The 19,839-nt window shown below is 52.8% G+C and carries 17 protein-coding genes and 1 rRNA gene; 2 read left to right on the top strand and 16 right to left on the bottom strand.

Annotation, left to right across the window (positions count from 1 at the left end; all coding sequences use genetic code 11):
- Positions 1-11: 11 nt before the first annotated feature.
- The 10 genes from mraY to BLQ59_RS05425 form a co-directional block, all read right to left on the bottom strand.
- A complete protein-coding gene (gene mraY, locus BLQ59_RS05470; RefSeq protein WP_081342469.1) occupies positions 12-962 on the bottom strand; it encodes a phospho-N-acetylmuramoyl-pentapeptide-transferase in 951 nt (316 codons plus the stop codon).
- A gap of 27 nt (positions 963-989) precedes the next feature.
- Positions 990-2,357, bottom strand: a complete 1,368-nt coding sequence (locus BLQ59_RS05465; protein ID WP_074571904.1) for a UDP-N-acetylmuramoyl-tripeptide--D-alanyl-D-alanine ligase — start codon at positions 2,355-2,357, stop codon at positions 990-992.
- Positions 2,358-2,359: 2 nt separating this feature from the next.
- Positions 2,360-3,859: a UDP-N-acetylmuramoyl-L-alanyl-D-glutamate--2,6-diaminopimelate ligase gene (locus tag BLQ59_RS05460; protein WP_074571903.1), complete on the bottom strand. Its 1,500-nt coding sequence runs from the start codon at positions 3,857-3,859 to the stop codon at positions 2,360-2,362.
- A gap of 111 nt (positions 3,860-3,970) precedes the next feature.
- A complete protein-coding gene (gene ftsL / locus BLQ59_RS05455) occupies positions 3,971-4,351 on the bottom strand; it encodes a cell division protein FtsL (protein WP_074571902.1) in 381 nt (126 codons plus the stop codon).
- Between the two features lie 2 nt (positions 4,352-4,353).
- Positions 4,354-5,313: a 16S rRNA (cytosine(1402)-N(4))-methyltransferase RsmH gene (gene rsmH / locus BLQ59_RS05450; RefSeq protein WP_074571901.1), complete on the bottom strand. Its 960-nt coding sequence runs from the start codon at positions 5,311-5,313 to the stop codon at positions 4,354-4,356.
- An 18-nt stretch (positions 5,314-5,331) separates the two neighbouring features.
- Positions 5,332-5,769 (bottom strand): division/cell wall cluster transcriptional repressor MraZ, encoded by a 438-nt coding sequence (gene mraZ, locus BLQ59_RS05445; RefSeq protein ID WP_074571900.1) that lies wholly within the window; start codon positions 5,767-5,769, stop codon positions 5,332-5,334.
- Between the two features lie 158 nt (positions 5,770-5,927).
- Entirely contained in the window at positions 5,928-7,634 is a 1,707-nt protein-coding gene (locus BLQ59_RS05440; protein WP_014423563.1) for a methyl-accepting chemotaxis protein, read from the bottom strand.
- Positions 7,635-7,651: 17 nt separating this feature from the next.
- Positions 7,652-8,584 (bottom strand): sugar ABC transporter substrate-binding protein, encoded by a 933-nt coding sequence (locus BLQ59_RS05435; protein ID WP_074571899.1) that lies wholly within the window; start codon positions 8,582-8,584, stop codon positions 7,652-7,654.
- Positions 8,585-8,606: 22 nt separating this feature from the next.
- Positions 8,607-9,935 carry a hemolysin family protein gene (locus BLQ59_RS05430; RefSeq protein ID WP_074571898.1) on the bottom strand — a complete coding sequence of 443 codons (1,329 nt, stop codon included), beginning with the start codon at positions 9,933-9,935 and terminating at the stop codon, positions 8,607-8,609.
- A gap of 145 nt (positions 9,936-10,080) precedes the next feature.
- Positions 10,081-11,319: a DEAD/DEAH box helicase gene (locus tag BLQ59_RS05425; RefSeq protein WP_074571897.1), complete on the bottom strand. Its 1,239-nt coding sequence runs from the start codon at positions 11,317-11,319 to the stop codon at positions 10,081-10,083.
- 477 nt (positions 11,320-11,796) lie between these two features.
- On the opposite strand from BLQ59_RS05425, the gene BLQ59_RS05420 reads away from it, so the two are divergent.
- A complete protein-coding gene (locus BLQ59_RS05420; RefSeq protein WP_074571896.1) occupies positions 11,797-13,395 on the top strand; it encodes a DUF4127 family protein in 1,599 nt (532 codons plus the stop codon).
- A 208-nt stretch (positions 13,396-13,603) separates the two neighbouring features.
- Here BLQ59_RS05420 and BLQ59_RS05415 read toward each other — a convergent pair whose 3' ends face one another.
- The 3 genes from BLQ59_RS05415 to BLQ59_RS05405 all read right to left on the bottom strand — a co-directional run bounded on the left by BLQ59_RS05415 (position 13,604) and on the right by BLQ59_RS05405 (position 17,246).
- The gene (locus BLQ59_RS05415) at positions 13,604-16,090 is read right to left on the bottom strand and encodes a DNA topoisomerase III (protein WP_074571895.1); all 2,487 of its coding nucleotides are present in this window, start codon (positions 16,088-16,090) and stop codon (positions 13,604-13,606) included.
- A 12-nt stretch (positions 16,091-16,102) separates the two neighbouring features.
- Positions 16,103-16,456 (bottom strand): YkvA family protein, encoded by a 354-nt coding sequence (locus BLQ59_RS05410; protein ID WP_256324613.1) that lies wholly within the window; start codon positions 16,454-16,456, stop codon positions 16,103-16,105.
- A 226-nt stretch (positions 16,457-16,682) separates the two neighbouring features.
- Positions 16,683-17,246, bottom strand: coding sequence for a hypothetical protein (locus BLQ59_RS05405; RefSeq protein ID WP_074571893.1), 564 nt, complete (start codon positions 17,244-17,246; stop codon positions 16,683-16,685).
- 173 nt (positions 17,247-17,419) lie between these two features.
- On the opposite strand from BLQ59_RS05405, the gene BLQ59_RS05400 reads away from it, so the two are divergent.
- Positions 17,420-17,872, top strand: a complete 453-nt coding sequence (locus tag BLQ59_RS05400) for a hypothetical protein (RefSeq protein WP_074571892.1) — start codon at positions 17,420-17,422, stop codon at positions 17,870-17,872.
- A 39-nt stretch (positions 17,873-17,911) separates the two neighbouring features.
- Here BLQ59_RS05400 and BLQ59_RS05395 read toward each other — a convergent pair whose 3' ends face one another.
- From BLQ59_RS05395 to rrf, 3 genes are all read right to left on the bottom strand, one after another.
- A complete protein-coding gene (locus BLQ59_RS05395; protein WP_074571891.1) occupies positions 17,912-18,616 on the bottom strand; it encodes an L-ribulose-5-phosphate 4-epimerase in 705 nt (234 codons plus the stop codon).
- Between the two features lie 187 nt (positions 18,617-18,803).
- Positions 18,804-19,607: an HAD family hydrolase gene (locus BLQ59_RS05390; protein WP_074571890.1), complete on the bottom strand. Its 804-nt coding sequence runs from the start codon at positions 19,605-19,607 to the stop codon at positions 18,804-18,806.
- Positions 19,608-19,717: 110 nt separating this feature from the next.
- Positions 19,718-19,834, bottom strand: a 5S ribosomal RNA gene (gene rrf / locus BLQ59_RS05385).
- Positions 19,835-19,839 lie beyond the last annotated feature (5 nt).

Raw genomic sequence — 19,839 nt, 5'->3', positions numbered from 1 at the left:
TCATATCCCCCTTAGAGTAACATCAAAGCCGCCACGCAGGTGATCAGCTGCACCGTCCAAAAGACGAAGACCACCTTCCACTCGGACCAGCCCCCCAGCTCAAAATGATGATGGATGGGGCTCATGCGGAACACCCGCTTGCCAGTGGATTTGAAGGAGGCCACCTGTATGATTACGGACAGGGCCTCACACATAAAGATAAAACCAATCAATGCCAGCAGCACTTCCGTATGCGTCAGGATGGCCAGCGCCGCGATGGCGCCGCCCAGAGCCAGCGAACCCGTATCGCCCATGAACACCTTGGCCGGATGTGCGTTGAAGCGCAGGAAGCCCACGCAGGCTGCGGCAATAGCCGTGGCAAAGACAGCCAGGTCACTATGCCCCATCAGCATGCAGACCACGGCATAGGTGCTGGCGGCAATGGCCACCGTACCGGAAGCCAGGCCGTCCAAACCATCCGTGAGGTTGACCGCATTGCTGGCGCCCACCATCACAAACAGCACAAACGCATAATAACCGATGCCGATATTGATGTTGGTATTGAGCACCGGCAGCCAGACCGTGGTATCTATACCCAGCATCTTCGTACCGATAACCATGGTGACTACCGCAATGATGATCTGCCCCAGCATCTTCTGCTTCGCTTTCAGTCCCAGATTGCGTTTCTTGACCACCTTGATATAGTCATCGAGGAAGCCCAGCACGAAATGTCCCAGCATGATAAACAGCGCCAGGATGATTTTCGTGGAGAGCGGTGCCGCAACCAACGTAGCAATGGTGATACCTAAGATGATCATGATGCCGCCCATGGTCGGCGTGCCGCTCTTGGCCTGATGACTTGCCGGGCCTTCCTCGCGGATACTCTGGCCAAACTTCAGCTTATGCAGTTCCGGAATGAAAAAAGGTCCGGTCAACAGTACGAAACCTGCGGCAATCACAGCCGCCAATAAAAAGCTATCCAACTTCAATGCCTCACTATCTAACTTCTATTACAGTAAATCGATGATCTTTTCCATTGCCATGCCGCGGGAGCCCTTGAACAGCAGGGTATCGCCGGGTTGCAGCAATTCATGGAGCTTATCCGCCGCTTCCTCATGACTCTTGCAACGGTAAACCGCCGTCATGCCCTTATCTTCCGCGCCTTTAGCGATAAATTCGCCCATTTCACCGCGGGTAACGAGGGCCGTAAAGCCATGTTCAGCCACTTCCTCGCCCACATGGAGATGTGCCTCTTCGGATACGCTGCCCAGTTCGAGCATATCGCCGAGCACGGCAATCTTGCGTCCCTTGACCAGTTCACTGAGCGTATTGATGGCCGCCGTCATGGACATGGGGCTGGCGTTATAGGCGTCATTGACCACGTTCCATTTCTTGACCTGCTGCAGTTCAAAGCGCATCTTCGTGGCTTCGAGATTGTCAAGGCCCTGACGTACCTCATCCGGCGTCAGGCCCATGGCAAAGCCGGCGGCAATGGCTGCCAGCGTATTATAGACATTATGGCGTCCCACCATATTGACCGCATATTCATGGCGTTCATTGGCATAGGTCACCATGAATTTCGTGACCGTGCCTTCCGTATGCAGGGCTTCGCCCTTGACGTCCGCATCCTTTTCGATGCCGAAGGTCATGACCTTCACGCCCTCTTTGGCAGCCGAGCGCATGCCGGCCACATACTCATTGTCGGCATTCAGGATCACCGTGCCGCCCGCCGGAATGGACTCCACCAGTTCCTGCTTGGCCTTGGCGATATTTTCCAGCGAACCCAAAAGTTCCATATGCGTCTCGCCCACATTGGTCACAATGCCAATCTGCGGGGAGGCAATCGGCGCCAAAGCGTCAATCTGATGGAAGCCGCGCATGCCGATTTCCACCACGGCCGCCGTATGCTCCTTCTTGAGTCCCAGCAAAGTCAGAGGCAAACCGATTTCATTGTTGAAGTTGGCCTGCGTCTTGAGCACGGCACCTTTGGCCGACAGCACAGCCGCCGTCAGGTCTTTCGTGGTGGTCTTGCCGTTGGAACCCGTGATGGCGACCACGGGAATCTCGGGAAACTTATCGCGCCAAGCCTTGGCAATCAGCTGATAGGCCGTCAATGTATCTTCAACCTGCAGAACCGTACCCTGACATTTTTCGAGCGATTCTTTCGCGCAGGTCTTGCTGACCACCACGCCGGCAGCACCTTTTTCCAAGGCTTCCGCGGCGAAATCCTCACCATTGAAGCGCTCGCCCTTAAGGGCCACAAAGAGCACACCTGCGCTGATCTTGCGGGTATCCGTGACTACGGCGCAGAAATCATTCTTTTCTTCCTTATATACATCGGCGCTAGTAGCCTTTACAATCTCATCCAGCGTAAACATGTTCAAGCTCCTTTTTTCGCTGCCACGGCTTCGCGGGCAACTTCCTTATCGTCAAAGTGAATGGTCTTGTCTTTAAGGATCTGATAATCCTCATGGCCCTTGCCCAGAATGATCACGATATCGTCGGTCTCCGCCAGTTCCACAGCGCGGAAAATCGCCTCACGGCGGTCGATGATACACTCATGGTGCTTCGCGCCAATGGTCTCCTTGACGCCGGCTTCAACTTCAGAGAGGATGAAGGCCGGATCCTCACTGCGCGGATTATCCGAGGTCGCAATGACCACATCGGCAAGTTTTGCGGCCAGACGTCCCATGATCGGACGCTTCGTGCGGTCGCGGTCGCCACCGCAACCGAATACAGCGATAATTTTCTTTTTTGCGATGCGGCGAGCTGTATTGAGCACATTTTCCACCCCGTCCGGCGTATGCGCATAGTCCACGATAATGGAGAAATCCTGCCCGGCTTTGACGAGTTCAAAGCGTCCCGGCACGCTGGTGAAGTTCACGAGCGCCTTATGGATGATGGCCGGATCGATCTTCTCGGCAATCGCTGCTCCCACAGCAGCCATCACATTATAGACATTGAAGATACCGGTGATATGGAGCTTGAGGTCCATTTCGCCGAGGAATTCCTCGGCCAGCGTGAAATTGGCACCACTGGCCAGCACTTCCACATTGGTGGCCTGCAGAGCGGCCTTATTGTCGATACCATAGGTCAGATGACGGCAGTGAGCATGTTCGAGCATGGTCTTACCTGCTTCATCGTCCGCATTGACCACGGCAGTCTTGTTTTCCTTGACGCCTTCCCTGCCCAGCAGTTCAAAGAGCTTAGCCTTGGCCAGCTTGTAGTTTTCCAGTGTCTTATGATAGTCCAGATGGTCCTGCGTCAGATTTGAGAACACGGCCGTATCGAATTCGATACCGGCTACGCGGTTCTGATCGAGCGCATGGGAGGAAACCTCCATGACCACATAGTCCATGCCCTTATCGCGCATGATGGCCAAAGTGTGCTGGAGTTCCACCACGTCGGGCGTCGTATTATGGATGGGGAAGACTTCCTCTTCCATCATGATCTGAATGGTGCCAATAAGCCCCACCTTGTAACCTGCTTCGCGCAGGATTGCGCGGATCAGATAGCTCGTCGTAGTCTTGCCATTGGTGCCCGTGATGCCGATCACGCGCAGCTTCTGTGCCGGGTAATCATGGAAGAAGGGCACGATGGTATCGAGCGCTTCCTTGAGCTCCGGTACCTGCAGTACCGCAATGCCTTCCGGCACTTCCAATTCCTCAATACTGCGGGTGGTCAGGATCGCCTTGGCGCCCTTCTCCACCGCCTGCGGAATGAACTTATGTCCGTCCACATGGAAACCAGCAATGCACACAAAGAGCGTGCCCGCTTCTACCTTGCGGGAATCATGTTCAATGCCGGTGATTTCTATATTGCTATCGCCATGGATTGCAGAGCCATCGACAAGCTCTGCCAGCTGCGCTAATGTCTTCATATAATATCCTCCCTCGCCTAATAATGCGAACCGTTAACTATTATACGGCAAAATAGCAAAAAATTACAGGATTTTTCTGCGAAAAATCCTGTAATTTTTGATATCTGGTCATTATTTCTCACTGCTAAAGTAAGTCTGCCGCGGAACTTCCATTCCGAGCTGGTCCCGCGCAATGCTCTTGATGCGTTCCGGGGACTTCAACTTGGCAATCTCGATCTTGAGGCGGTCATTTTCCTGTTCGAGCTGATCCGCCTGCTGCTGGATGGCGACGAGCTCATACCCCCGGCTGGCGCTGATGCCGCTGCCGACAGTCACCAAAAGCGCCAGCACCGTCATGGTCAGGAACAGCAGCTGGCCATGGGTGCGCAGCCTGGTGTCCAATACCGTCTTGAAGAGCGGCTCCTTCGGAGCCTTGCGCAATTCCGTTTCCTCCTCATCGGGCGTAAGGACATGAGCTTCTTCCTCATAATATTCTTCCTGTCTGGCTAACATGGTCATCTGCCTCCCTTCTCTTTTGGCGGCAATTTCTCGGCAATGCGCAGCTTGGCGCTCTTGGAGCGGGAATTGTGCTCCAACTCATCAGCTGTAGCCTGAATCGGCTTGCCGATTATCTTGATCTCCGGCTGGTGGCTGCACATGCATACCGGAAGTTCCGGCGGACAGATACAGCCCCGAGCCAGTTCTTTGAGTACATTCTTGGCAATGCGGTCTTCGAGCGAATGGAAGGTGATGATCGCAATGCGGCCGCCGGGCTTCAAATGCGCCACCGCCGTACGGAAGGCGTTCTCCAGGATTCCCAGCTCGTCATTGACCTCAATGCGGATGGCCTGGAAAATCCGCTTGGCCGGATGGCCGCCCGCCGCCTGGCGCACCGCCTTGGGCACAGCCTTGCAGATAATGTCCACCAGTTCCCCGGTAGTCTCAATCGGTTTCTGCGTCCGTTCCTGCACGATAAACTGGGCAATACGCTTGCTCCAGCGTTCCTCACCATACTCTTTGAATATGCGGTTGAGTTCTTTTTCCTCGTAAGTGTTGACCACATCATAGGCACTGAAATCCGCTTCGGGATTCATGCGCATATCGAGCGGCGCGTCCTGTATATAGGAAAAACCGCGTTCGGCCGTGTCAATTTGATGGGAAGACACACCTAAGTCAAAAACCACACCATCCACGAGCTGGGCATCCTCATCCGCGAGAATCTGCTCCAGATTGCGGAAGTTGTTGTGAACGATATCCACGCGGCATTTGGCATCCTTGAGCCGCTCGCTGGCCGCTGCAATGGCCGCCGCATCCTGGTCGATGCCAATCAGCCGCCCTTTTTCAGTCAGCATTGACGCGATCAGGCTTGAGTGACCGCCGCCGCCCAGAGTACAGTCCACATAGGTTCCCTCTTCAGTTGTCACAAGACCTTTGACGGTCTCCTCCAGCATCACGCTGATATGATGAAACTCCATGTAACTGTAATCCTTTCCTTAAATACCTAGTTCTGCAAGCGATGCGGCAATCGCCGTGACATCCGGCTCCACCTCGCCATTATAGCGGTTCCAGTTTTCCTTGCTCCATACTTCAATGCGGTTGTCCACACCTGTGAGGATCACATCCTGCTTCAAGGTGATCTCCGCATAATTGCGCAGATTCGCAGGAACGAGGAAACGTCCCTGCTTGTCGCATTCCAGCGTACGGGCTCCGGCAAAGAAAAAGCGGTTCATAGCCCGGGCCTCCGGTTTCACCAGCGACAGGGCACGCAGCCGCGCCGCCAGTTCCTCCCAGGCCTGCTGGCCGTATAGAAACAGACATTTATCCAGCCCTTTGGCAATGATAAAGGTGACGCCGAGTTCCTGCCGGAAATCTGCAGGCAGGATAATGCGCCCCTTGGCGTCAATGGAGTGGGTGTACTCGCCCATGAACATCCTGCCTCACCACCTTTGCTTCATCTTGTGCCACTTTTCACCACTTTATCCCACTTTTATTCCTTTTTATTGTATAGCAAATTTCTCACAATGGCAAGTCCAAACCACAATAGAAATGACCAGTCAACGCGGACATTAACTGGTCATTTTCACATAAATCATACTTTAAATTTAGCAACCTGCTGTTTGAGGTTCTCTGCCCCTTCCATGGAGGCGTTCATCTTATCGAGAATATCGTTGGCTTTCTCGGCCACCACCGTGACTTTCTCCGCCACGGTGGTATTGCCCACGGCCCCTTCATGGGTAGCCTTGGCAATCTCTTCCATGGACTGATTCATGACATCTACCGAACGAATCAGCTCCTGCGCAGAAATGTTGCTCTTCTGGGCAAAGTCGTTGACGTAATCGGCATCCTCCTGATAGTGGATAGCAGTCTCATTGAGCAGATCATAGTCCTTGACGACCTTTTCATCCATGAACTTCAGCAGGTCAAAGGCCCCTGACGAGAGATCCTGTACCGAACTGGTCACCTGACCGGTCAGTTCCTTAATCTTTTCGGCCGTATCATGGGACTGCTCGGCCAGCTTGCGCACCTCATCTGCTACCACGGCAAAGCCGCGGCCATATTCACCAGCCCGGGCGGCCTCAATCGCGGCATTGAGCGCCAGCAGGTTGGTCTGAGCGGCGATCTCGCTGATGTCCTGCGTGAGCAGGCTGATGTTATCCACCACTTTGGCCGATGCGATGGATTCTTCCAATGACACTTTGGTGTCGTTGTATATGTGTTTGGCTTCCCGGCTGGATTCTTCCATACTGGTCTTGAGGCTGCTGGCCCGCTGGGCGATTTCCACCGTATAGCCTTCACTGTCCGCAGCGCCCTTGGCCGAAGCATGGATCTTATCGCGCAGATGATCGGCAAGGTTCTGCAGGCTGACCGTGGACGCGGCCGTTTCTTCCATGCCCGCAGCCATCTGCTCGGTTACAGCTGACATATCCTGTGCGCTCTCATTAAGCGAATCCACCAGGCCCTGCACTTCCGTGACCATATTGGCACTGTTTTCTGCCTCATCGTGGACATTTTTGATGACACTGCGCAAGGCCTTCTGCATCCTGCCCAAAGCCTGCATGACGAGGCCCACTTCATCCTGCCGTGCAGACAGTTTTTGCGGAATTTCCTGCGTCAGATCGCCATCGGCCACGGCATTCAGATGCTCAATAGACGTTGCCAGCGGCGAGGCGATATTACGGGCAATGAAGAATGCCACGGCAATCCCCACCAACAGGCCAATCAGGATGATGCTCAGGAAGATCTTGATGGTCAGTTCATAGTTGGCGTTGTTTTCATCGAAGAGCACCTTGCCCTGCGACACGTTGTCGGGCGTCAGTACCGCCATATCGTTAGCGATAATGCCGGTAGCGGAAAGGTTTTCGAAGGTTTTCACCTTGTCTTCATTGGTGTTTCCTAAGGTTTCACATTCCTTGACCTTGCTTTCTGCCGTTGCGAGATTTTTCTCCAGGCTGGCAATGATTTCCTGCGCCCGGGGGCTGCGGTCGATTTCCTTGACTTTATCGATATCCCCTTTGATGGACTGCAGGCGTCCCTTGATATCTGCCAGCATGACCTTGCGGCTGTCGGCCGAGAAATCCTGCTGGAGCATATAGGCTACATCCACATCAATGCCGCGCAGATGGTTGTTGGCATCATTGAGGTACTGTGTGGCCATAAGATTGTAATTATACATATCATCCAAAGCCTGCTTGGATTTCTGATTGGAAAAGATTCCCACAGCCGCCACTACGCAGGTGATGACCAGCATAATTGCCGCCAGCAGCAGGATCTTGATTCTTACGCTTAAATTCTCCATGACAGCATCCCCCTTCCTCATTTGCGGAACTGCGCGATATTATCCTTGGTAATGGACTTGAATTCCACAACGATGTTTTCCGTGGGGATTGTCCCCTTCAGGCAGGAATCCACCAGCTTGAAGGTGCCGTCTGCCAAGGCATTCGCATCCTGCTGGACGGTCTGGCTCATTTCACCGGCATCGATGAGTTTCAATGCCTCATCCACCGCATCAACGCCGGATATCAGGCAGCCATCCAGGCGGCCTGCATCTTTGAGTGCCTGCACAGCACCAACAGCCATACTGTCATTGGCCGCAATCACGCCGTCAATCTGCGGGAAGAGTTTTGTCCAGAGCGCTACGTTCCTGAGAGCATCTGAGGTGCGCCAATTGGCTGAGGTGCTGGCCAGCAGCTGTACATCCGGGCGCTTGTCCAGGCAGGCTTCCTTGAATCCCTGCCAGCGCAGCACGCTGCCTTCAAACCCCTTCTCGCCTTCGAGATAAACCACTTTGGCATTGGGCGGCAGGTGTTTGGCCATATATTCCCCCTGCATGATGCCCGCCTGTTTTTCATCGACCATACAGGACAGGTATTTACCGCCGTTCAGGCCACGATTGGTGATGATGATGGGAATCCCGGCCTCATTGGCCTTTTCCACCATGGGCACCAACGCCGTGCCCTCCACCGCCAGCAACACGATCGCGCTGGGTTTGGCCGCGATGGCCTCCTTCATCTGGTCGATCTGCATATTGACATCGCCCTTGGCATCCCGGTATTCCACAGGGATACCGGCAGCCTTGGCCTTGTCACTGAAGGACTTGCGGATCATATCCGTAAATCCGTCGCCATCCTGATGACTCAGGTAAAACACCGTTCCCGAGGCCGTACTGCCGCCACCGCAGCCCGTAAAGGCCAGCATGGTGACTGCAATCAGCATCAGTCCTAATAATGTACGAAAAATCTTCAACATCCCCACTCCCTTTCCCAAAAAACTAAACGATTTCCTCATGCTCTTCTGTGAGTTCATGAGCTAATTTTATCAACACACGGGTAATCCGTGCGCCTTCCACTTCCTCCACATAGAAGAAGTTGCCTGCAGCGGCAGCCATCTGGCCGACCTTCGGCTCACTGCCGATCTGGTCATAAAGCCAGCCGCCCACGCTGTCTACATCTTCATCTTCAATGGTGATTTCCAAGATGTCTTCGAGTTCTTCCAGCAGCATCTTGGCATCCACGGAGTAGACATTATCCCCCCGGTCTTCTGCCGTGGGGCGCTCCTCATCAAACTCATCCTGAATGTCGCCGACAATCTCCTCCATGATGTCCTCAATGGTCACCATGCCGGCCGTACCGCCGTATTCGTCCACCACAATGGCCATCTGGCTATGGCTGCCCTGCATGGTCTTCAAAAGTACGTTAACATCCATGCTTTCAGGCACCACCAGCGCCTTGCGCGCCAGCTTGCGGAAATTCGGCCGCTTGCCGCTGGCCATGGTTTTCATGAGGTCTTTCACATGCAGGAAGCCGATGATATGGTCCTTGTCCTCCTTGCAGATGGGATAACGCGTCATCTGCTCCGAGAGGATCACATCCATATTTTCCTGCCAGCTGTCCTCCAGATAAATGACAACCATATCCGTGCGCGGTGTCATGATTTCCCGGACATTGAGCTCCGTGAAGTCAAAAACATTGTCCACAAAATCCGCTTCGGTATCATCAATCAACCCCTGCCGGTGGCTTTCCTCCATCAGCAGGCGAATTTCCTCTTCGGTATGGGCCGACTCGCTCTCACTGGCCGCTTCAAAGCCCATACGAGCTGTCACCCAATTGGCCACATGGTTGAGTATCCAGACAAACGGATACATGATCCGATGGAAGATCAGCATGGGCAAAGCCACGGACAGCATAATCTTTTCCACATTTTGGATGGCCATGGTCTTCGGGGTAAGTTCCCCCAGCACGATATGGCCCGCAGTGATGATGGAAAACGCCACTACTAGCGACAGGGTGTGCCCTACCATATCGTCCATCCCAGCCAAACGAGTCAAAGGCAGGATTAGCTGGGCTACGGCAGGTTCACCTACCCAGCCAAGCCCCAGCGAAGCCAGAGTGATGCCCAGCTGCGTCACCGACAGGGACGCATCCAGATGGTCCGTAAGGCGCTTGGCATATACTGCCCGCCGGCTGCCCTCCGCAATCAAGGTCTCCAATCGTGACGAACGGATCTTCACGCAGGCAAACTCCGCCGCCACAAAAAAACCATTCATAAAAATCAAAAATGCTACCAGTACTAACTGCAATAGTATCGGTACAATGTCCAAATTGTATTCCCTCCAAATTTGCAAATAATTCCCCACAGTCTTCCCCTTGAGGGGGCGCCACCAGGCGCGGGAGTCCAGTGGACTCCCCGGCAGTGGCAGCCCAAAGGGCTGACGGATGAGGTGGCCTATCTCTGTTATTTTAGTTTTACTTCGCCGCAGCTCTCCGTTTTCCCTGCCGATTGGTATGTTTCTTACTCTTGGCTGCAGACTTTTTCGGCGCTGTATCATTGCCTTTTTTCACTGCATTTTTCTTCTTGGCAGGCGCAGCTTTCTCCCCGCCCTTCAGCGGCTGGAAATCGATGCCCAGCTTCCGTTCGAGCTGTTCAAGCTTATAGGCCTCCTTATTATCGGCCAGCGTGATAACTGTTCCTTTTGCCCCAGCCCGGGCCGTACGGCCTGCACGGTGCAGATAGATCTCCGCACTCTCCGGCAGATCAAGGTTGAATACATAGTCTACATCGGGAATATCCAGCCCGCGCGCTGCCAGATCCGTAGAGAGCAGCAGTTTGATACGGCCGGCCTTGAAATCGGCTATGGCCTTCTGTCGGGCCTGCTTGTTGTTATGCCCCAAAAGCGTGCCAACCATAAAGCCTTCATAGCGCAGCTGCGCGAGAATCCGCTCAGCATCGAAGACCTTGTTGATAAACACGAGGCCACGCTTCACCGCCAGCCGCCGGGCCAGATGGCGCACGGTTTCCACTTTGCTGCGGAACGGTGTCATGCGATAGAGATTTTCCCGCTGGCTCTGTGCTGCAGGATCTGCCTCCACCTTGACGATTTCCGGCTGCTGCAGGAAATCCGCCCGCTCCAAGGCCTTTTTCGGCGCTGTGGCCGATACCATGATGACCTGACGGTCTTCCGGCAAGAGGCGCACCACATCGGCGGTATTTGTCATGTTCTGGTCATCGAAAAGCCGGTCGAATTCATCGAGCACGAGCATCCTTGCCTTATGCAGCTTGAGTTTATTCTTCTGCGCCAGCTCAATGATGCGGCCGGCAGAGCCTACAATCAATTGCGGCTTGTCCTTGAGTTTATCCATCTGCCGGGCAATATTGGCCCCGCCGATAAGCCCCTGCACCTTGATACCGAGTTTTGCGCCCTGCGAGAGGTCACGGGCTACATTCATGATCTGCATGGCCAGCTCATAGGTCGGTGCTAAAATCACTACCTGCACATCGCGGGAGGAAACATCAATCTTTTGCAGAGCAGGCAGAAGATAGGCCAAAGTTTTACCTGTGCCTGTGGGGGCTTGGGCAACAAGATTGCCGCCGCCGATTATTTTAGGGATAACGGCAGATTGTACCTGCATGGGGGATTCGATGCCCTGCTTCTTTAATACATCGACTAACGCTTCGCTGATGCCTAATTCTATAAATTTGTTCATTTTCCTTGCCTTTCTTGGTAGTTGTTAATACGTGCCTAGAGCGGGGACACAATTGCCAATTTGCCAGTCATTACTCTTACAGAGCGCCTTCATCTGGAGCTCTAAGAATCTTTTTTCTTTTTCTCTATCGATAATACGCCATATATTACGAAAAAATTATACCATAAAAGGCAGACTTGCGCACAAAACTTCGTACCAAAATAAACAAAGGCGTAACTTGGGGGAGGGGGCATATTTTGCGGGTGAAACTACTGCTCTGCTGGCTGGCTTCCAGAAAAAACAAAGAAAAACGATGTAAACGCGCCGTGGTAACCGGCGCTTGTCCCTATACGCCACGCACAATACATGCCAGACATTTAGTGGAACCCGCAAAATATGCCCCCTCCCCCAGAACAACCTAACCTAAAAAGAAGGAAAAACAACTTTCGCCACGAATAGGAAAATGGTATTATTATGACTCGAAGGAGGTATTTTACAATGAAAAAAATATTCATGCTAATAGCACTCGCCATAACCTTTTCATTCATCCCGAACCTGACAGCAGCAGAAGCCGTCTCCCCCGCGCAGGGGAAGAAAATCCTGTTCGTACCGCTCGACAACCGTCCGATTACGGACAAGGAAACTCGTCAGGTGGCGGAAAAACTCGGCTATGATGTTGTCGTCCCTCCCGAAAAATTATTGGGAACCCGAGAACAGCCCGGTGATCCGGACGGTCTTTGGCAGTGGCTGAACGAGAACGCCTCCGGTGCCAAAGCCGCGGTAGTCTCCACCGATGCCATGCTCTATGGCAGCCTCGTCGCCTCCCGCAATCACGAACTCACGCAGGACACCATCAACGAACGCGTAGAACGCTTCCGCACGTTCCACGAAGACCATCCGCGCCTGCCCGTCTACGGCTTTGGCACCATCCTGCGCACACTTTTGACCGCTACCCACTCCGGCAACGGCATGGAACCGGCTATTTACCAGCAAAATGCCGTAAAAATCCGCGACTACAGCATGCTGCGCGACAAGGCTGAACTGGGCCTTGCCTCCAAGAAGGAAAAACGGGAGCTTGCCAAGCTCGAACAGGAAATCGTTCCTGCCGCCATGGAAGACTGGACGCACCGCCATGGCCTTAACTACAATGCCAACAAAGCCTTGATTGACCTCACAGGGCAGGGCGTTTTCTCCTTCCTGTTCCTCGGCGGTGACGACGGCGCCCTCTACTCCCAAACCCATTACGAAACCCGTCATCTGCGGGAATACGGGCAGAATATTGACAAGACCAAGTTGCAGCTGACCTCCGGTGCCGATGAACTCGGCATGGTCATGCTGTGCCGGGCCATCTGCGACGACAAGGGAGATATTCCCTTTGTCTACACCATCTACAATATCGGCAAGGGCCGTGAAACCATCCCCGCCTACTGCAATGAAAAAATCGGCCTGGACGTCGATAATACCATCATCGCCGCCGGCGGCCTACAGGTTCCTGCGCCAGAACGAGCTGAACTGGTCATGGCCATCAGTACGAACCCAGACGGAACAACCGGCGAAGCCAACGGCCCCGCCAACACCATCCAGCCCCGCAAGGGAACCATGCCCTTTGTCAATCTGGTCAGTGAGCTTGTAAGCAAAGGCTATCCCACTGCCGTAGCCGATATCGCCTATGGCAACGGCGCCGATAATGCCCTGATGAACGAACTGCACAAAAAAGACCTGCAGTTCAAACTGCAGGCCTACGGCGGCTGGAACACCGCCACCAATACCACCGGCTTCCTGATTGGTACCGGCATGCTCACGAAATGGATGGATAAACAGGCTCGGGAGGAACTCATGCTCACCCGTTACCTCGAAGAATGGGGCTATCAGGCCAACGTCCGGCAGAAACTCGGCGCCGCCGTCTGGAGCCAGCCCGGCTACAACCAGCAGACCGGCAATCTGGACGGAGCAAAAGACTTCGCCGCCAAACAGGGAACCGACTGGCTGAAAGAATTCGCCCAGCAAAACATCACCCTGCCCGCAGGACTCTCTCTGGACAAACTCCATATCTCCCACCCATGGAACCGCCTATTCGAATGCGAAATTGATTTTTAAAAGTTCTAGTTCAATACAATAGACGGATGGCAGGCGGGGACGTATTTTTCGGAACGGAGCGATTGCTCCGCTGGCTGGTTGCTGGCACAAACAATACACGGCGATGTCAATGTGCCGTGGTAACCGGCACAAGCATCAACGAGGTACTCATCCTCATACCAGACATTCAGCGCAGTCCGAAAAATATGTCCCCGCCTGCCTATACGCACTAACTTAATAAAGGTGCCCCTTTGCTGTCATCGAAAGTAGCCGTGCACCGCGGATAGTTGGTGCACCCCCAGAACGCTCCGTTCTTGCCGCGAATCAGGCGTAAATGCCCTTCCCGGCACTTAGGACACAGGTATTTATCATTTGCCTGTGTCTTTTCTTTTGCCGCTTTTTCCAGCGGGCTGGCCGAAAATTTAGGCTTATCTCCCCAATTTTGCCAGCCGCGCTTAGGCTGGGCCGCTTCATAGCTGGCCATATCCGCGGCCATCTGTGCCTCGTAATCCGCCGCCGCAAACAGCGAATTCAGATCCGCCATGTCCTGTGCGCTGGGGCCATTGCCACTTTGCGCATATGCCACCGCCGCCATCGGCCGCGTTTTATAGCCCGCAGCACTGCTTTGCCGTGCCAACTGGCTGGCCGACACAGCCGCCGGCGCACTAGTACGGACAGACCGTGCCACGCGTGCCTTGGCATCCTCAAGATCCGGTTTGCCGTCCTTGTCATTGCAGGTCATGCGGCATTTTGGATAGTTGGAACAACCCCAGAACAGGCCATTCTTCCCCTTGCGCTGCGTCAATACGCCGCTATGGCAGCGGGGACAGACATTGTCTCCGGTGACTTCCATCTGCGCATTGCCAGCCTTGCCGCAGAGTTTCTTCGTGAACTCGATCTGGCCGCGCAGGAATTCATCGAGCGTGCCGTCCCCCTCCGACATCGAATGGAGCTTATCCTCCCAGATGGCCGTGGAATCCGGATAAGTCATTTCATCGGGTAAGGCATCAACGAGCAGATAGGCCGCTGGCGTGGGCACGAGATACTTCTTCTTGCCCTGCTTCTGCATGAATTTGCGCTTGACGAGATCTTCGATGATCGTCGCACGGGTAGCTTCCGTGCCAATACCATAGACGTCCTTGAGCTGCTTCTTGGCTTCGGGATTCTTCACATATTTATGGATTTCCTTCATGCCGGCCAAAAGCGTGGACTCCGTAAACCGCACGGGCGGCTTGGTCGCCCGCTGGGTGATTGCGCCCTTCTCGTAGGTGACGCTGTCCTTTTTCTTCATAGCCGGCAAAGTGCCGTCATTTTCCTCATTGTCGCTTTCATTATCACTGTCATCATCGGCAGTCTTTTTCTTCGCCGCCTGATACATGACCTTCCAGCCCAGGTCCCGCTCCGTGCGGCCGCTGGCCGTGAAGAGTTCATCCTTATAGGTGACCTCCACCTTTGTCTGGTCATAAAGATGCACGGGATAGAACTGCGCCATATAGCCGCGGGCAATCAGGAAATACAGATTACGCTCCTCCGTGGTCATCGTCTGCATATTGGCCTTGACGGTAGTGGGGATAATCGCATGATGAGCTGAAATCTTCTTGTCATTCCAGGCACGGCTCTTTGTCTTCGTATCTACACCACTTGTCCAGCCTGCCAGACGTTCATCCCCTGCCTGCGCCAGATTCGTGATGATCTTCACCGCATCGCCGAACTGATTGGTCGGCAGATACTCGCAATCCGAACGCGGATAGGTCGTAAGCTTTTTCTCATAGAGCTTTTGCGCCGTATCGAGCACCACCTGCGGTGCATAGCCAAACATCTTGCCTGCCAGCACCTGCAAGGAAGACAGGGAAAAGGGCAGGGGCTGCGGCTCCTGCTTCTTCGTCTTCTGATAGGCCGAAATCACGCCTTCCCGCGGCTCCTGCTGGAACTCGGCAAGCTTTTCTTCGGCGATTTTCTTGTCAATCAGGCGGTTTTCACTGTCCAGCCCTGCCATGGTGTCCTTGGGCTTCCACTGGGCAGCGAAAGTGCCGTTCGCATGGGCAAACTCGGCCTTGATGGTATAGTAGTCCACGGGTTTGAAATTCTCGATTTCCCGTTCCCGCCGTACTACCAGCGAAAGCGTCGGCGTCTTGACACGGCCAATGGGCAGTACCAATTTATCATGACCAGCCCGCCTTGCCGCCAGCGTATAAGCCCGGGACAGATTCATGCCGATCAGCCAGTCTGCCCGCGCCCGGGCCAGTGCTGACTGCTTGAGATTGAAGAACTCGCTGTTCTCCCGCAGATTGGCATTAGCCTTCTTGATGCTGGCTTCATCCAAAGCATTGAGCAGGATGCGCTTGACAGGCTTCTTATTGCCCAGATAGTCCAGCACCTCATCGACCAGCAATTGCCCCTCGCGGTCCGGGTCTCCGCCATGGACGATTTCATCACAGCGGTCAATAAGCCCCTTGACGATGGCAAACTGTTTTTCGCAGGATTTATCGACAAACAGCTTCCACTGCTGCGGGATAATCGGCAGGTCTTCAGCCCGCCATCTCTTATACTTCGGATCGTATTCATCCGGTTCTGCCTGCCGCAGGATATGGCCAAACAGCCAGGTCACGACTCCTTCCCCGGTTTCTAAGTACCCATCACAGCGGCGCACCGGCCCCTTCAGGCACTTGGCGATTTCCCGCCCCATGCTGGGTTTCTCGGCAATATATAAACGCAATTTCAATACACCTCAAAAGATCAATCTATAAAGCCCGTACACGATAAGGCCGAGCCAGCAGATGATAAAGAGCGTGGCCGCCCCTAATATCACCGGCATATAGCGCAGCATCTTATCAGCCTGTGCTTCGGCCTGATAACGTACATTACGCGGCAGCATATTCGTAAGCCCCATCACCGCCGCTGGTACGATCACCGCATCATCGATAATTCCCGCCAACGGAACGGCATCAGGAATCAGATCGATTGGACTAACCAGATAAAGGATTGCTGCCAGCAAAAGCCCCTTCACATTCTTCGGCGTATCCCGATGCTTCAAGGCCACCAGCATTACCAACAAATCATATCTGAATAATTTCAAAAACATAAGGATTCTCTTCATGGATTTTCCCTCCTCCGTGTCACCTAATCTTATCATATTCAGCGGTCAAAATCCATAAATCCGGATACAAAGCACCCCTTCGCATGAGCAGTACGAAGGGGTGCTTTGCTGTGTATTATATTTTAGGAGAGCTTTAACGAAAGCCTGAATATAATATAACACTATTGAGAATGAAAATCAATAGATAGGTGATAATTTTTTCAAAAACTTATCATGCTAGGATGTCCATGATTTTCTTATCGAGAATCTCCAGATTATTGGTGGAAATCGTGAGTATCTCTGTCCCCTTGTCCACTTCGCCCTTAGCCTTCTGCGTGCAGGCATGGGATACGGCATTGGTGTTGATGACGAGGATATCCGTACCACTCAGCTTATCCCGATCGAAATTCTTGCTGCTGCCAATGACCTTGAATCCCGGATGTCGTTCCATAACTTTGGCCTGCCAGGCATCCGTACCGCCAATCACCGCGATCTTCAAGGGCAGATCCGCAAATGCATCCAGCTCACCTTTCTTCGGCTCTGCGTCCTCTTCCATTGCCGCTTCTTCCACCACCACCGCTTTTACCTCAATCGGTTCATGGCGTCGCAAACGCTCCCGATATTCCCTCATCTTTTCCTGCAGGCGAATATTTTCCAACAGGATATCTTCATACTTGACCTTAAAGGCATTGCGCTCTGCTGTCAAAGCCTCTACCTGACCAGTCAATTCCTCACATATCCTTTCCAGCTCCGCCAGCCGTTTCAAAACACTTTTAGGCGGCTGATTGCTTGCCATTCACTTCACTTCCTTACCAGATAGTCTCCATCATTTTAACACAAATCGCCCCGCCGGTAAGATAATTTATTTTTCTGAATTATATACTATTTCTGTCGTCTATGCTATAATGTGCTTAGTAGTCCGCTTGCAGGGAAGCATTGTCCCCTATTGCTGAGGAAGGGATGATTACCATGAAGACATACTATAGCAAAAACCGCCCCGTGCTGAAAAACTGTCCCATCTGTGGCAAGTTGTACGCAGATGCCGGCTCCGGGGCCTGTCAGAAATGTTATGATGCATACCGAAACTATGAAGAAGAAATCCGGAATTTCGTAGAAGCTAATCCCAACTGCACCGCTGGCGATATCGTCAAGAAAACCGGTGCACCTTTGGCGATTGCCTCTAAGATGATCCAAAGCGGTCAGTTCGCCATGAGCGGCAAGATTGCCTATCCTTGCAGCCGCTGCGGCAAGCTTATCAATACAGGCGTCTACTGTTCTTCCTGCCAGCAGGCTGTCCAGCAGGCCACGGCCAACGCCAACCGTCTCGCCCAGGAAGCAAGACGCAAGTATCTCACGGGCAAGAAAAAGAGCGAAAAAGAAAGCGGCCTCAACATCATCAAGCTTCTGCGAGGCAAAAAATAAAAAAATTCCCAGCTGCTTTTTGAAGCAGCTGGGAATTTTTTAGCCTTTTTTCTTTTGCCCGTAATAAGCATTGGGGCCATGCTTGCGCAGGAAATGCTTGTCCAGCAGCACCTGCGGCATGGGATCACGGTCACCCGTTAGCATCTGCGTATGGAAGGCCATCATGGCGACTTCTTCCAGCACGACTGCGTTATGCACCGCATTGAAGCAGTCCGTCCCCCAGGTGAAGGGGCCATGGTTCTTCACGAGCACTGCCGGCACATAGTCCGGATTGATGCCGTATTTCTTGAACCGTTCCACTGCCACTACACCAGTGTTGTACTCATATTCACCCTTGATCTCTTCTTCCGTCATATCCCGGGTGCAGGGAATCTCGCCGTAGAAATAATCCCCCTGCGTCGTACCATAAGCCCGCACGCCCTGGCCAGCCTGCGCAAAGATCGTTGCCCAGCGGGAATGCGTATGCACCACGCCGCCAATGTTCGGGAATTCCTTATAGAAAATCCGATGCGTTTCCGTATCCGAAGAAGGATTGAGGTCACCTTCCACCTTGTTGCCATCCAGATCCACAACCACCATATCCGACGGCTTCATAACATCATACTCAACCCCGGACGGTTTGATGACAAACAGCCCCTTCTCCCGGTCAATACCAGATACATTTCCCCAAGTAAAAGTAATCAGATGATGCTTCGGCAAAAGCATATTGGCTTCATAGACTTTCTCTTTGAGTTCTTCTAACATACGTTCCCCTCCAACAGAATGTGCCATGCACATAATTTCTTACTAATTTCTATTTTTCCAAATTACTTACACTCATATCATACACCACACGAATTGGTATTTCAATAGGTTATGCCAAAAAATGTGCTCGAACACATTTTGTTGACATCAAGAGGCGAAGACTTTCAAATATCTTCGCCTCTTGATGTCAACAAAGTCCCTGCGCGATGAATTCTTTGATAGTCTTCATCACCCCATGTTCCGCATTACTGGGTGCAATGAATCTGGCTGCTTCCTTGAGCGGGGGATACGCATTTTCCATAGCGTAGCTATAGTAAGCCGCCCCCATCATTTCCAGATCATTCATATAATCCCCAAATACCGCACATTCCTCCGGCTTCAACCCCAGTCTTTCCTGCAAAGCCTTCACTGCCATCCCTTTGTTGGCGCCCTTGTTGGTCACATCCACCCAGAACGCACTAGCCAGCACTACCTGCATGGAGTCATAATACGGCGCAAACAGGGGATAGATCTTTTCAGCAGCATCCGCATCCGGCGTAAAGAAAGAAACCTTGATTGGCTCCTCGGGTATATCATCAAAGCTATCCACGATCTCTACCGCCCGGAAATACTTCTTCAGCTCGTCCATCTGGATTTCCGGATTCTTGCGCTTCAACAGATAAACCGTTTCCTTGCCACAAAAGACATTGTAAATGCCATCGATATCATTGACCAGATTAAAGATTTCCCGGGCCGTATCCCGTTCGATTATATCCGAAAACAGTTCCTTGCCATGCTGGCGCACGATCGTGCCATTATCACTGACAAAGATAAACTGATCTTCATATTTATGGAAGGATTTTAGCAGTGAAAAATACTGCCGGCCGCTGGCAGGCGCAAACTGTACCCCGCGTTCCTGCAGCTGCCCCATCACCGCATCAAACTCGGCCGGCAACTGACCATTCTCATCCAGCAACGTACCATCCATATCCGAAAAGATTAATTTTATCATGCAAATCTCCTAAGCAAATCAAATGAACACAACATTGATAGTATATCATATGCGGACATCTTCGTCACTCATATAACACAAAAAAGCACCCCACAGGGTGCTTTCAGCTTAACTGGCAACGCCCTATCCTCCCAGTCCGTCTCCAGACAAGTACTTTCGGCGTATGAGTGCTTAACTACTGTGTTCGGTATGGGAACAGGTGGATCCACTCAGCTATCGTCACCAGATATTC

Origin of the sequence: Pseudoselenomonas ruminantium, from assembly GCF_900104055.1 — a bacterium.
Classification (GTDB): domain Bacteria; phylum Bacillota; class Negativicutes; order Selenomonadales; family Selenomonadaceae; genus Selenomonas_A; species Selenomonas_A ruminantium_C.
The sequence above is the reverse complement of the archived record's forward strand: the minus strand, read 5'-3'. Positions and strand labels throughout refer to the sequence as shown.